The following is a 13,632-nucleotide window of genomic DNA, read 5'->3' as shown; positions in this document are numbered from 1 at the left end:
ACCGGCGCAGGTATGCGATTGTCTGCGTTCATTACGACAGGGAGTCATACTGATGCAGTCCCCCAAACAGTGGTTGCTGGCTGTCAGCCTCGGCCTGGCCTGTGCCACCGGCACGGTCGCGTCCGTTGACGCCGCCCCGAGCGTCCGCGCGCTGCGCGACCAGGTCGAGTCGAGCATGCGGGTCAAGGGCAGCCTGGACATCGATGCACAGGGGCAGGTCACCGCCGTGCGCATCGACCAGGAAGACAAAATTCCCAGCGGCGTTGCCGGCTTCATCACATCGTCGGTGGCCGGCTGGACCTTCGAGCCCACACTGCGCGACGGCGCGCCAGTGGCGATCACCACGCCGATGAACCTGCTGGTGATCGGCAGCAGATCGGCGGATGGGTCGGCGACCGTGGAAATCCGCCGCGCGACCTTCGTCGAGTACGATGCCAACGACGCCGCGCAGATCGCGTGGGACGGCGGTTCGCCGCCGGAATTTCCGACCGACAAGATTGCCCGCGGCACCGCTGGTGACGTCTATCTGCTGATGCGCGTGGGCCGCGACGGACAGGTGATCGACGCCGTTGCCGAGCAGGTCAACCTGCGCGTGATGGTCCCCGCCCGTGAAGTGCCGCAGCTGCGTGATGTCTTTGCCCGCAGTGCGATACGCGCGGCCAAGGGGTGGAAATTCCGCGTGCCCAGTGCCGGTCCGCAGGCGGACCGCCCGTTCTGGGTGGTGCGCTTCCCGGTGAGCTACGCGCCGCAGCGCAATGCCTATGGCCGTTGGCAGCCGTACCTGCCGGGCCCGCGTCAACGCGCCTCCTGGCAGTTGCCCGAGCACATCGATGTAGCGCCCGACGTGCTGGGCGAGGGCACCTATCTGGTGGGCGACCAGACCGGCCCGACCCTGCGCACCGCCCTGGGCGGCACCTGAGCTCTGGCCCGGGGCCGGCCCGTCCGGCCCCGCGCGCACCCGTCCACGCAGTGCGGTAGGCTTCGGCCCATGCCTGGGACAGGGAGTCGCGCATATGTGGAATCCACATCGTGGAGGGCGCTGCCAGCGTCTGCTGTGGCTGGCGCTGCTGGTGGGGTGGCTGTGCACCGGCCCCGCGCTCGCCGCGCCATCAAAGACACCGGCGGGGGAACAGCTGGAAGTCAGCATGCTGCTGCGCGGCGCGCTGGATGTCAGTGCCGGTGGCGCGGTTGAAACCCTGCAGTTGGGCGATGAGAGCCGGGTGCCGCCGGTGGTTGCCGATTTCGTCCGCCGTGCGGTTGCCGGCTGGCGGTTCGATCCCTATCTGCAGGATGGCCAGGCACGCGCGATCCGGATACCGCTGGTCCTGCGCGTGGTCGGCACGCCGCTGGACGACGGCAACCTGCAGATCGCCCTGCGCAGCGCCAGTTTCCAGAACTACGACCCGAACGACCCGACCCGGTTGACGTGGCAGGATGCCACTCCGCCGCTGTACCCCGGTGGCGCCGGCATGTTCGGCGTCAACGGCGATGCATACGTGCTGATGCGGGTGGGGCGCGATGGCCGGGTGCAGGAGGCCATCGTGGAGCAGGTCAACATGCGCGTGCGGGCCTCGCCGCGTCGCCTGGCCGCCTACCGCAAGCAGTTTTCGCGCAACGCACTGGTGGCCGCGCGCACCTGGTCGTTCCGGGTGCCCACCTCGGGCGAGAGCCGGGATGCGCCGTTCTGGCTGGTGCGGGTGGGCGTGCGCTACGACGTCAACGGCGAGGGCGAGCAGTTCGCGCGCTGGTATCCCTACCTGCCGGGCCCGCGCCAGCGCCCGACCTGGACCGATCCGGCCACGCTGCTGCTGGCCGCCGATGCTCCGGATGCGTTGCCCGCCGATGGCGGCCTGTACCAGGCCGGCCAGCGCGGACCCGTGCTGCGTACGCCGCTGGGCGGCGGCTGAGGCGGCCGCAGGATCTCAGGCACTTCGGCCTTCGGGGTGCACCACGGTGCGGTCGCGCCCCTGTTCCTTGGCCATGTACAGCGCCTTGTCCGCCAGGCGCAGCGCCTGCTGCGGGTCCTCGTGGAAGGTCGGGTAATGCGCCACGCCAAGCGAGACGGTGACCGAACCGACATGCTCGAACACCTCGGCGGCGATCCGTCGGCGAAGCCGCTCGGCGAACTGCACCGCCGCCGTGGTGTCGATGCCTGGCAGCAGGATCAGGAACTCCTCGCCGCCGTTGCGGCACAGCAGATCGGTTTCGCGCGAATCGGTGCGCATGAGCTGCGCGATGCGCAGGATCACCGCATCGCCGGCCGCGTGGCCGAAACGGTCGTTGATCGCCTTGAAACGGTCGATGTCCATCGCGATGATCGCGAACGACTGCCCGCGCAGCTGCCAGTCTTCCAGCCCCTGCTGCAGCCCACGGCGGTTCTGCAGGCCGGTGAGGGGGTCGGTCATGCTGGCCCGGCTGAGCTTGCCGATACGGTCCTGCAGCAGGTTGAAACTGGACAGCAGCGCGGTCTTGAGCTGCGCCACTTCGTAGTACCAGGCGCGGATGCCGGTGACGTGGCGGATGGCGATGCCGGTATCGCGGTTCTGCACGTTGCGCGCGAGCTGCCACAGCGGCAGTGAAATGCGCCGGGCGAACCACCAGGTGATCAGCAGCGACAGCACGCCCAGCGGGATCGCGTTCCAGATCACCGAGGTCATCAAGCGCGACAGCGGTGCCAGCGTGGCGTCGGTGGGGCGCTGTGCCACCACGCCCCAGCCCACGATCGGCACCGGTGCGTAACCGGCGAGCATCGCCACGCCGTGGCTGTTGCGCACCTGCTGCGCTCCCGAGTGGCCCTTGCTCACCGCCTGCACCGCCGGGTTCTCCAGGGCGAACTGGCCGACCCGGTCGGGTTCGATGTGGTACAGGATGCGGCCATTGCGATCGACCACGTACAGGTAGGAGCCGTCGCGGTAGTAGTGCTTGCCCAGCAGGGTCTGCAGGATGCTGCGCTGGCGCAGGTAGATGGTGCCGCTGACGTAGCCCTGGTACTGCCCCTGTGCGCTGAAGATCGGGTGGGAAATGGCGATCAGCAGGCGCCCGGTGGCGGACTGGTAGGGGTCGCTGATGTAGGGCACGCGCCGCGCCAGCGCTTCCTGGTTGCCCGGGCTGCGCAGCACCACACCCTGCAACGCCAGGCTCTGCGGCGACGTGGCCAGCACGGTGCCGGCGGCATCGACGATCAGCACCGAGTTGAAGGAATTGGTCTGCAGCTGCAGCCGGGCCGCTTCGGCTTCCAGCGCGCTGCGGTCGTGCGCATGCTGGCCCAGCGTGGTGGCGCTGTAGGCCAGCTGCTGCTGGGCGGACTGGACGAAATTCTGGGTGGTTTCAGCCAGCTTGCTGGCATACACCCGGTTGGCCTCCAGGGTATTGCCGATCAACTGGTCGCGCTGCACGCGGTAGCTGGCGTGCAGGGTGTTGGCCAGGGCGATCAGCGCACTGAGCAGGGCCAGGGCGAGGATCAGCTTGCCCAGGTTCAAGCGGGTAGACAGCAGGCGCATACGTTCGATGGAAACCGGCAGGTGCTGCACCTACCCGGACGTCGGAAGGAACGGCAACGATGGAGCGGTCAGGAGCGCACTGCGTGGCGTCGTCGCGGAGCGAAGAGTCGCTCCGGTCACCGATGCCCCCGCCCCCGGGCGGCAAACAGATCACGGCGCGGATTATCACGGATTCCCCGCCGGCGTGGGTGAATCGGCGTATCCGGCCGCGCCAGGTCAGCGCTCCAGCCGCCGGCGCAGCACGCCGCGCACCGCATCGGCGGTGGCCGGGTCGAGATCGCCAAGCACACCGCGCACGGCGGCGGGGATGTGTGCGGCGGTGTCCGCATCCGCAGCAAAGACATAGTGGTCGAACAGCGCACGCCAATGCGCGCGCTGCGCCGGTGGCAGCGGCCGCACCGCCAGCAGCGCCAGCATCAGTGCGTTCATCGGCGCATCGGTCCAGGCCGGTACCGGTCGCCACCAGGTGTTGACCAGTACGTTGAACGCCTCCAGCCCTTCCATGTGGTGCCACCACAGCGACGGGATGTACACGGCATCGCCCGGCGCCAGTTCGGCCACCTGGGCGTGCGCCATCGCCTCGGCGAAGCGCGGAAAGCGGGCCAGGTCCGGTGCGGCGAAATCCACCAGGCTCACGGCCTGGCCGGCCGGGGTGAAGTCCAGCGGACCGATGTAGAGATTGCCCACCTGCTCCGGCGGGAACAGGGTCACGCGGCGACGGCCCGCGGCCACGCACGCCAGGTTGTCCGGCACATCCTGGTGGGCGGCGATGCGCGAGCGGTTGCCGATCCAGATGCTGGTCAGCGGGTCGTCCACCTCCAGCGCCAGGGGGTTGTCTCCGGCGAAGCCGGGCAGGAACGTCTCCAGCGTGGTGGACGCCACGTAGATCGACGGCGGCGCCGGGTCGGGCTGGTACTTGAGCAGGGTATCGAGCACCACGCGCAGCGGGATCTGCTCGCGGCGGAAATTGAAGCCCCGCATGTCCGCGCTGTAGAAGATCCGGCCACCTTCGGCCGGTGCCGCGGTGGTGGCGGTCACCGGCAGCCGGCCGTGGTCGAACCGCTTGAGGTATTCGACCGCCTCGTTGGCCGAGCGACGCGCGGCGGCCACCATCGGCCAGTGCGCCACCAGCCCCCGCAGCACCTTCGGCGAGGTCCAGCCGGCCAGCAGCGCCGGCAACTGGGCCGGCGCCACATCGTGCAGTTCCTCGATCGGGCCGTGGGGGGCGGGCATGCGCGGTTCCGGGTCCGGGATCAGAACTTGTAGCGTACCCCGAACATGTAGCGCGGACCGGTCTGGGTGGCGTAGCGGAGCATGTTGGTATGGCGCGAGTACGTGCGCATCGTTTCGTCGGTCAGGTTGATCGCCTCCAGGCTCAGCGTGAGCTGGTCGCTGACCGCGTAACTGATGTTGAGATCGAGCTGTCCGTAAGCGTCGGTGTAGTTCGGGTTCGGGCCCTGCCCACCGATGCCGTTGAGGAACTTGTCGCGCCAGTTGTACGCCGCACGCACCTGCCAGTTGTACTTCTCGTAGAACAGCACCAGGTTGGCCGAGTCGCTCAGGCCGATCATCGGGTACTGGTCGCCCAGGCTCAGGTTGTTGAAGGTCAGCCCCGACTTGACCTTGGTGTAGTTGGCGGCCAGGCCGAAGCCGGTCTGCCCGAACAGCTGCTGCACGCTCAGTTCCCAGCCATCCAGATGATCCGAGCGCTGGTTGGCCGGCAGGGTGATGTCGAACCCGGCCACCGGGTCGCCGGGCTGGCCGACGATGGTGCCGGTGAGCTGGCCGGCCGAGTTGGTGCCGGTGGCGGTCACGCCCGGATCGCCGTCGTGGTGGGTGAAGATGTAATCGCGGATGCACGGCATGTCGGTCACGCCGCAGCCCGATGCCAGCGCCTCGTTCCAGTAGGTGCCGCCAACGGGCGTGTGCAGCCCCGCGCTGTTGTCGCGCACGATGGTGTTGCTGATGAAGTTCTTGATGTTCTTGCGGAAGAAGCCGAGCGAGGCGTAACTGGACTCGCCGTAGTACCACTCCAGCGACAGGTCGAAGTTGTCCGACAGCAGCGGTTCCAGGCCCGGGTTCCCGCGCGAACCGGTGCCGCCCTGGGTGCGCACGATGTTGTCGAAGCGGCGGCCGCTGTCGATCTGGGTCCAGCCCGGGCGACCGATGCTGCGGCTGTAGCTGCCGCGCAGCGCCAGGGTGTCGCTCATGTCCAGCTTGAGATCCACGTTGGGCAGCACGTAGTCGTACTTGCCCTTGCCGCCAATGAACGTGCCTTCGGCGGCATAGCCCAGGTTGAACTCGTTGGCCGAGCCCCAGTTGATGCTGGTCGGCACGCGCACCAGTGCGGTCGATTCCACATCGGTCTGCTCGTAACGCACACCGGCCGCCACATGCAGCGGCATCGACCACTCGAAGGTGGTGCGGTACTGCAGGTAGGCACTTTTGGAGGTTTCGGTGGTGCGGATGTCTTCGGTGTATTCGGTGGGCGCCAGGTAACAGGTGGGGCAGGGCGGCTCGCCGTTGGCGGCGACCTGTCCGGCACGCTCGCGCAGGCGATCGAAGTCGAACACCAGGAACTGCCCGGTCAGGCGCGGATCGCTATGGCCGGAGAAGGCCTTGAAGTACCTGGCCATGTCATCGGCGTACCAGATGCTGTCATCGTAGTCGGCCGGGCTGCCCAGGCCACCCCAGGTGTCGCGCTGCATGATCGCCGAGGCCGAGCGGTTCTCCACCTTGGTGTGGCCCACGCCGAAGTCCAGTGCGGAATAGTCGGCGAACTTGAACGTACCGCGCCCCTGGTACTGCTGCACCTTGGATTTGTTGTAGCTGTTCTGGAACACCGAGCCGGTGACCAGCGCGTCGGACGCCTGTACGCCGCCAGGCGGCAGCGCGATATTGATGATCGGCAGGTCGCCGCTGTAGTCCACGGTGGTCTTGCCGCGCACGAAGGCGGCCACGCCGAGCACGCCGGCCGAGCCGTACGGGCTGTCGGGCTTGGATTCGGCAGTGGAGTTGTGGACGTCGAAGGACAGATCCAGTGCGTCGTTGACTTCCCAGTCCACGTTGAAGCCGAGCGAATCCATCGCGCTCTTGGTGGCCAGCTTCATGCCGCCCATCGACACGTCCGAATTGACCATGTCCTCGCTGTAGATGATCGGCGCCGACACCGGGCCATTGGTCCAGGTGCTGTCGCCGGGGCCGTAGTTGAACCACACCGACAGCTCGCTGCGCTGCTGCTGCACCTTGTTCTCGACATAGGTGTAATCCAGCGTGGTGGTGATGTTGTCGGCCGGCTTCCACTGCAGGGTGGCCTGGGCATTGGTGCGCTGGCGCTGCACGCCGTTGACGTTGTAGGCGGTGTTCTGCGGGCGGGCGTACACATCGGTGGGCCCCGGCCGGTTCTGGATGCGGTCCGAATAGCCCTGGCCGGGCTGCGGCAGCGCGCGCCAGTCGGTGCTTTCGTTGCCGTAGAAGGTGGCCCAGCCTTCGGCCACGGTGGCCTGATTGAACCCGGAATCGCGCTCCTGGTGGCTGGCGCTGAGGGTCACGCCGAAGCGGTCATCGGCGTAGCGCTGGCTGAAAATGCCCGACAGCTCGCCGGTCACGTTGTCGCCCTGCAGGGTGCGCGGCAGGTTGTCGTTGGAGCTGTCGTTGACCGCCTTCAGGCCCAGGCTGATCACCGGCTCGGATTCGAGCGGGCGCATCGTCTTGATGTTGATCGTGGCGCCGATGCCACCGGTCGGGTTGTCGGCGCGGGTGGTCTTGTACACCTCCACCGCCGAGATCGACTCGGAGGCGATGTTGGCGAAGTCGAACGAGCGCGAGCCGGACAGGCCACCGCCACCATTGCCGAGATTGGAGGACGGCATCTGGCGGCCGTTGAGCAGCACCAGGTTGAAGTCCGGCCCGATGCCGCGCACGGTCACCTTGGAGCCTTCGCCGCTGGAGGTACGGTCGATCGACACGCCGCTGATGCGCTGCAGCGACTCGGCCAGGTTGGTGTCGGGGAACTTGCCGATGTCTTCGGCCACGATGCCATCCACCACGCCCTGGCTGTCGCGCTTGAGGTTCATCGACGAGGTGAGGCTGCCGCGGATGCCGGTGACCTGCACCGTGTCCAGCGTGGTGGGATCCACGCCATCGGCGGGCGCGGTGTCGCGGGCGGGCGGGTTCTGCGCCCAGGCCGGGCCGGCCAGGGCCGCAAGCAGCGCGGACGTGAGCATCGCTTTGCGGGGTACGGCCTTGTACGTCTTCATGGAAGCTCCCTCCCCAGGGAATCTGTAATGGCGGTCTGACGGCGTCTTGCACGGTTCAACGGCACACCCGGCCGGATTGGAGCCACGGTTGACAGCGTTGTCAACAAACGGGCGCGCCACGCGCGGTCGGCAGCATCGCGATGCCGCGCCACACAGCACCGTCGTCATCGCTGCGGCGACGCCTAAAACACGGCAATGAAGGCGTTTCCACGCATTTTTCGCGTGACGTGGCGCGCCGGATTCGACCGGTGCATGTTGTGGTGCAGTGCAGAACGAAACTGCGCGAAGCCGGCCGAAGACCTCGAACCGGCCTTCGCCCGGACAATTGACCGGTTGTCTGACAGCGCTGGACAACCGTGACCGGAGCATGTTCCATGTGTGGCCGCCGCCTGGCCGGCTTTCCCAACCTGGAAGGACATGCAATGGACACTTCTGCTGCCGTTCGTGGGCAACATGTGCAACGCAATGGCGTTGCACTGGCGGTCGTGACCGCCATTTTCTTCATGTGGGGCTTCCTCACCTGCCTCAACGACATCCTGATCCCGCACCTCAAGGCCGCCTTCGCGCTGACCTGGGTGCAGGCGATGCTGGTGCAGTTCACGTTCTTCGGCGCGTACTTCCTGATGTCACTGCCGGCCGGTCGGCTGGTGGCCGCCGTCGGCTACAAGCGGGGGATCGTGGCGGGCCTGGCCATCGCCGGGCTCGGTGCCCTGCTGTTCTGGCCGGCGGCGCATGCCCACGTCTACGGCCTGTTCCTGGGTGCCCTGTTCGTCCTGGCAACCGGCATCACCGTGCTGCAGGTAGCGGCCAATCCGTATGTGGCGCTGCTGGGGCCGGAACGCACCAGCTCCAGCCGGCTGACCCTGGCGCAATCGATGAACGCGCTGGGCACCACGCTGGCGCCGCTGTTCGGCGGCCTGCTGATCCTGTCGGCCGAACCGCGCACCGACGCGCAGCTGGCGCTGCTGCCGCAGGCCGAAGCGCTGGCCTACCGCGTCGCCGAGGCGCAGTCGGTGCAGGTGCCGTACTTCGGCCTGGCCGTGGCGCTGTTCGTGCTGGCCGCCGCGATCTGGATGTTCCGCCTGCCCACCATTCCCGGTGTGGAAGAGGGCGCGGGCGAGGGCCGGCTGCGCGATGCGCTGCGCCATCCGCACCTGCGCTATGGCGTGCTGGCGATCTTCTTCTACGTCGGCGCCGAAGTGTCCATCGGCAGCGTGCTGGTCAACTTCCTGTCCATGCCCGGGATCGGTGAAGGCCTGACCGAGCAGGAGGCCACGCGCTACGTATCGCTGTACTGGGGCGGTGCGCTGGTCGGGCGCCTGGTCGGCACGGTACTGCTGGCCACGCTGGACCCGCGCCGCCTGCTCGGCCTGTTCGCGCTGGTGGTGATGGGGCTGCTGGCGGTCACCATGCTGGCCGGCGGTGGGCTGGCCAAGTGGGCGGTGGTCAGCATCGGCCTGTTCAACTCGATCATGTTCCCGACCATCTTCGCGCTGGCCATCGCACGCCTGGGCGCGTTGACCGGGCAGGGCTCCAGCCTGCTGGTGATGGCCATCGTGGGCGGTGCAGTGGTTCCGCTGGCGGTGGGCTGGGTTGCCGACCACCACGGATTGCAGGTGTCGTTCCTGCTGCCCCTGCTGTGCTACCTGTACATCCTGTTCTACGCCTGGCGCGGTTCGCGATCCAGCGCGTAACGCGGCTCAGCGCCGGCGCGGCGCGCGGGTTGATTCGCGGATCAGCACCGCATGGTCCACCGTGACCATGCGGCCGCCCTCGGGCGAGCGGATCCGCTCGATGAGCTGTTCGGTGGCGAGCTGGCCCATCGCCGACGTGGGCTGCCGCACGGTGGTCAAGGCCGGATAGATATGCCCGGCGATTGGCGTGTCATCGAAGCCGCAGACCGACAGGTCGCGCGGGATGCGCAGGCCGCGCTGGCCGGCCACGCGGAATACCGCTGCCGCCATGTCGTCGTTGGCGGCGAAGATCGCGGTGGGCGGCTGGTCCAGATCCAGCAGTGCATTGGCCGCCACCACGCCGGACTCGAACGAGAACTCGCCGTTCACCACCAGCGTCGGGTCGTAGGCGATGCCGGCGTCCTTGAGCGCCTTGCGATAGCCGGCATGCCGCCACTGGCAGGCGCCGTGCGCACGCGGGCCCTTGATGTGCGCGATGCGCCGGTGGCCCTGTGCGACCAGGTGACCGATCAGCTCGACCACGGCGGTGGTCTCGTCCATGCGCACGCCGATGCGGCCGTCCGGATGGCGCGGGGCGATGCTGGTGAAGGGAATCTCGTGCTCTTCCAGATAGGACAGCACCACCGCGTCGTCGGTCAGCGGCGGGATCAGCACCACGCCATCCGGGCGCGAGTTCTCGAACAGCGCGGCGAGGTCGGGCAAGGTGGTCCGGCCGGTGCCAACCGGCCCCAGGATCAGGTTGTAGTGATGGGCATGGCAGGCCTCCAGCATTCCGTTCTGGATTTCCATCAGGTAGTTGCGCGACGGATTGTTGTAGACCAGCGCCAGCGCATACGAGCGTTGCCCGGCCAGGCTGCGCGCCGACAGATTGGGCTTGTAGCCCAACCGCGCGACCGCCGCCTGCACGCGATCGCGTGTTTCCACGCGCACGTTCGGCTCGTTGTTGAGCACGCGGGACACGGTCTTGATCGAAACGCCCGCAACGGCGGCGACATCCTCGATACGACTACGCATGGGGTGGAAGATCCTGTTGGAGGGCGGGTCGACGGATGCCGATGGTAGTGCGCCGGGGCGACCACCGTGTTGCCGATGCAGGCGGATGTTGCCACGACACGCTGCTGTTTTGCGCACCGGCCAATCCGTGCGGCGATGCAACACCCCGGGCCCCGGTCGAACCTGCGCGTGCGGCCGCAATCCCCGCCAGTGCAGGCGCGGCCCCGCGCAGCCAGCCGCCGGCGGTTGACAGCGTTGCCGGGGCTTTGTATGACAGCGCTGTCAGACGGGGGTGCTGGTCCGCACGATTTCGCCGCAACGACCGCAACGCGTACCGCGCGTGGTCGTCGGTCACGGCGGCGCCCACACCGATCGCGAGCCATTCCCACCGGAGGTAGATGTCGTGAACAGCCCCACCAAGACTTTGCTCGGCACCTGCCTGCTGCTGGCCCTGGCCAGCCCGGCACTGGCCGCCCCCGCCAGCGGCGAAACGCTGAAGGACTGGCCGCGGGTGACCAGTGCGATCGCACCGGACCCGGCCCTTGAAGCACGGGTCCAGCAGATCCTCGCGGAGATGACGCTGGCGCAGAAGGTGGGGCAGATGACCCAGCCGGAGATCAAGACGATCAGCCCCGAGCAGGTGCGGCAGTACTACATCGGTTCGGTTCTCAACGGCGGCGGGTCGTGGCCGGGCATGGACAAGCATGCCTCGGTGGCGGACTGGCTGCGCCTTGCGGATGCCTACCGCGCGGCGTCGCTGGCCACGGACGCGAAGACGCCCATTCCGGTGATCTGGGGCACCGATGCGGTGCACGGGCACAACAACGTGTACGGCGCCACGCTGTTCCCGCACAACATCGGCCTCGGTGCGGCCGGTGACGCCGAACTGATCGAGCGCATCGGCGAGGCGACCGCGCGCGCCACCCGCGCCACCGGCATCGACTGGGTGTTCGCGCCGACCTTGGCGGTCGCGCACGATCCGCGCTGGGGCCGCACCTACGAGAGCTTCTCGTCCGATCCGGCGCGCGTGCGCGAGTACGCGCGGGCCTACGTCAAGGGCGCGCAGGGCCGCTTCGCCGACGACGGCAACGTGGTGGCCACCGCCAAGCACTACATCGGCGATGGCGCCACCGATCACGGTCGCGACCAGGGTGAGGCCCTGGTCGGCAAGGCGTCGATGATCAACGTGCATGGCCAGGGCTACTACGGGGCGCTGGGCGAGGGCGTGCAGACGGTGATGGCCTCGTTCAATAGCTGGAACGACCGCGCCGCCGGCATGGACTACGGCAAGATGCACGGCAGCAAGGCACTGCTGACCGACGCGCTGAAGGAGAAGATGGGCTTCGACGGCTTCGTGGTGTCCGACTGGAACGGCATCGCCCAGGTACCCGGCTGTCGCAATGACAGCTGCGCGCAGGCGATCAATGCCGGCATCGACATGGTGATGGTGCCCGACGACTGGAAGGCCTTCATCGCCAACACCATTGCGCAGGTGGAGAACGGCGAGATCCCGATGGCGCGCATCGATGATGCGGTCACCCGCATTCTGCGCGTCAAGCTGCGCGCCGGCCTGTTCAACCACACACCCTCCGACAGCCGCTACGCCGGCGACAGCAAGGCGGTGCTGCACCGCGACCTCGCCCGGCGCGCGGTGCGCGAGTCGCTGGTGCTGCTGAAGAACGACAGCCGCGTGCTGCCGCTGCGCCGCGATGCGCGCGTGCTGGTGATCGGCAAGAGCGCCGACAGCCTGTCCGACCAGGCGGGTGGCTGGTCGCTGACGTGGCAGGGCACCGACAACACCAATGCCGATTTCCCGCAGGCCGATTCGGTGCTGGGTGCGCTGCGCGCGGAACTGGGGGCGCGGCAGGTGACCTACAGCGCCGATGGTGCCGGCGTGGATGCGGGGCAGTTCGACGTGGTGGTGGCAGTGGTCGGCGAAACCCCTTATGCCGAAACCAACGGCGACATCCTGCATTCGGACAGCGTCAGCCACAGCCGCACCTACCCGCAGGATCTGGCGGTGCTGCGCGCCGCGCAGGCGACCGGCAAGCCGGTGGTGACCGTGTATTTCTCCGGGCGGCCGATGTACACCAATGACCTGCTCAACCTGTCGCAGGCGTTCGTGGCGGCGTGGCTGCCGGGCACCGAGGGCAAGGGCATCACGGACGTGCTGGTGGCCGCCAAGGACGGCAGGCCCGCGCACGATTTCCGTGGCCGCCTGAGCTTCCCGTGGCCGGGCGTGCCGTGCCCCGCGCCGATCGACCAGCCCGATCCGACGCGTCCGCCGCTGTTCGCGCTCGGCTATGGCCTGCGCTATGCGGCACCGGGCAACGTGGCCCGCCTGCCCGAAGCCAACCCGGACAACTGCGGCGCGGTCACCACGCTGCCGATCTTCAACCGGGCCGATACCCCACCGTTCTCGCTGCATGTGGCCGCGGCCGGCGCCACCCAGCCGCTGGGCAATGACCTCAACGCCACCCTGCGCTGGCCCACCGCCGCGCCCGTGGTACAGGTGCGCACCGTGCAGGTGAACACCCAGCAGGACGCCAAGGAGGTCACCTGGCTTGCCCCCGCCCAACTGGTCGCGCGCAGCAGTTCGCGCCGCAATCTCGGCGCGCTGGCCCGCAACGACGGTGCGCTGCAGTTCGACGTGCAGCTGGTGCAGCGCCCGACCTCGCCGGTGAAGGTGACCATGCAGTGCGGCACCGGCTGCGAAGGCGGGGTGGATATCGCGCCGGTGCTGGCGCGGTTGTCGCCGGGGCAGAAGCAGACCGTCACCGTGCCGCTGGCCTGCTTCGCCAGGCAGGGCGTGGACCTGGGCGCGGTGGAAGCACCGTTCGTGGTGAGTGCGGATAAACCCTTCTCCGCCGCGTTCACCCAGGTGCGGGTGTCGGTGGATGCGGGCAAGGCGGCTGGGGCGGTGAGCTGCCCGTAAGGGCGGGGCAGGCTGCGTGCAAGCCAGTGGCGTCCATCCCTGTCGCGTCCGGGCAGGGATGGTGCCGCGGTTGTGGCACGCCATGTGGGGAGCCGGCCAGCGGCCGGCACTACCGTGGCGCGAGGGGATGCCTGGAGCCGGCCGGCGGCCGGCACTACCGTGGCGCGAGGGGATGCCTGGAGCCGGCCAGCGGCCGGCACTACCGCACGTGGATGCGGGGGCGCGCCAATGAAAAAGGCCCCGCGATGCGG

The 13,632-nt window shown here is 68.3% G+C and carries 8 protein-coding genes; 4 read left to right on the top strand and 4 right to left on the bottom strand.

The genetic code is table 11. The features are described 5' to 3' along the window. Window positions 1-52 precede the first annotated feature (52 nt). Both ACLB90_RS07825 and ACLB90_RS07820 read left to right on the top strand, forming a co-directional pair. Window positions 53-919 carry a protein tonB gene (locus ACLB90_RS07825; RefSeq protein ID WP_411852391.1) on the top strand — a complete coding sequence of 289 codons (867 nt, stop codon included), beginning with the start codon at window positions 53-55 and terminating at the stop codon, window positions 917-919. Between the two features lie 94 nt (window positions 920-1,013). Then, window positions 1,014-1,907, top strand: a complete 894-nt coding sequence (locus ACLB90_RS07820; RefSeq protein ID WP_411852390.1) for a protein tonB — start codon at window positions 1,014-1,016, stop codon at window positions 1,905-1,907. Window positions 1,908-1,922: 15 nt separating this feature from the next. On the opposite strand, the gene ACLB90_RS07815 is transcribed toward ACLB90_RS07820, so the two are convergent. From ACLB90_RS07815 to ACLB90_RS07805, 3 genes are all read right to left on the bottom strand, one after another. Next, window positions 1,923-3,500: a diguanylate cyclase gene (locus tag ACLB90_RS07815; RefSeq protein ID WP_411852389.1), complete on the bottom strand. Its 1,578-nt coding sequence runs from the start codon at window positions 3,498-3,500 to the stop codon at window positions 1,923-1,925. A gap of 216 nt (window positions 3,501-3,716) precedes the next feature. Further along, window positions 3,717-4,733: a cupin-like domain-containing protein gene (locus ACLB90_RS07810; RefSeq protein WP_411852388.1), complete on the bottom strand. Its 1,017-nt coding sequence runs from the start codon at window positions 4,731-4,733 to the stop codon at window positions 3,717-3,719. 20 nt (window positions 4,734-4,753) lie between these two features. Beyond that, window positions 4,754-7,759 carry a TonB-dependent receptor gene (locus ACLB90_RS07805; RefSeq protein WP_411852387.1) on the bottom strand — a complete coding sequence of 1,002 codons (3,006 nt, stop codon included), beginning with the start codon at window positions 7,757-7,759 and terminating at the stop codon, window positions 4,754-4,756. A gap of 422 nt (window positions 7,760-8,181) precedes the next feature. On the opposite strand from ACLB90_RS07805, the gene ACLB90_RS07800 reads away from it, so the two are divergent. Next, entirely contained in the window at window positions 8,182-9,453 is a 1,272-nt protein-coding gene (locus ACLB90_RS07800) for a sugar MFS transporter (protein WP_411852386.1), read from the top strand. A gap of 6 nt (window positions 9,454-9,459) precedes the next feature. Here ACLB90_RS07800 and ACLB90_RS07795 read toward each other — a convergent pair whose 3' ends face one another. Beyond that, entirely contained in the window at window positions 9,460-10,467 is a 1,008-nt protein-coding gene (locus ACLB90_RS07795) for a LacI family DNA-binding transcriptional regulator (protein WP_411852385.1), read from the bottom strand. Window positions 10,468-10,849: 382 nt separating this feature from the next. Here ACLB90_RS07795 and ACLB90_RS07790 point away from each other — a divergent pair, with 382 nt between their 5' ends. After that, window positions 10,850-13,381, top strand: coding sequence for a glycoside hydrolase family 3 N-terminal domain-containing protein (locus tag ACLB90_RS07790; protein WP_411852384.1), 2,532 nt, complete (start codon window positions 10,850-10,852; stop codon window positions 13,379-13,381). Window positions 13,382-13,632 lie beyond the last annotated feature (251 nt).

The sequence above is a fragment of the Stenotrophomonas sp. LGBM10 genome (assembly GCF_046736075.1).
GTDB lineage: Bacteria > Pseudomonadota > Gammaproteobacteria > Xanthomonadales > Xanthomonadaceae > Stenotrophomonas.
This window is presented reverse-complemented; position numbering and strand designations above follow the sequence as displayed.

Coding starts and splice junctions, on each gene's coding strand:
- ACLB90_RS07815 (WP_411852389.1), bottom strand. CDS start 3,500: ATGCGCCTGCTGTCTACCCGCTTGAACCTGGGCAAGCTGATCCTCGCC.
- ACLB90_RS07805 (WP_411852387.1), bottom strand. CDS start 7,759: ATGAAGACGTACAAGGCCGTACCCCGCAAAGCGATGCTCACGTCCGCG.
- ACLB90_RS07810 (WP_411852388.1), bottom strand. CDS start 4,733: ATGCCCGCCCCCCACGGCCCGATCGAGGAACTGCACGATGTGGCGCCG.
- ACLB90_RS07795 (WP_411852385.1), bottom strand. CDS start 10,467: ATGCGTAGTCGTATCGAGGATGTCGCCGCCGTTGCGGGCGTTTCGATC.
- ACLB90_RS07825 (WP_411852391.1), top strand. CDS start 53: ATGCAGTCCCCCAAACAGTGGTTGCTGGCTGTCAGCCTCGGCCTGGCC.
- ACLB90_RS07800 (WP_411852386.1), top strand. CDS start 8,182: ATGGACACTTCTGCTGCCGTTCGTGGGCAACATGTGCAACGCAATGGC.
- ACLB90_RS07820 (WP_411852390.1), top strand. CDS start 1,014: ATGTGGAATCCACATCGTGGAGGGCGCTGCCAGCGTCTGCTGTGGCTG.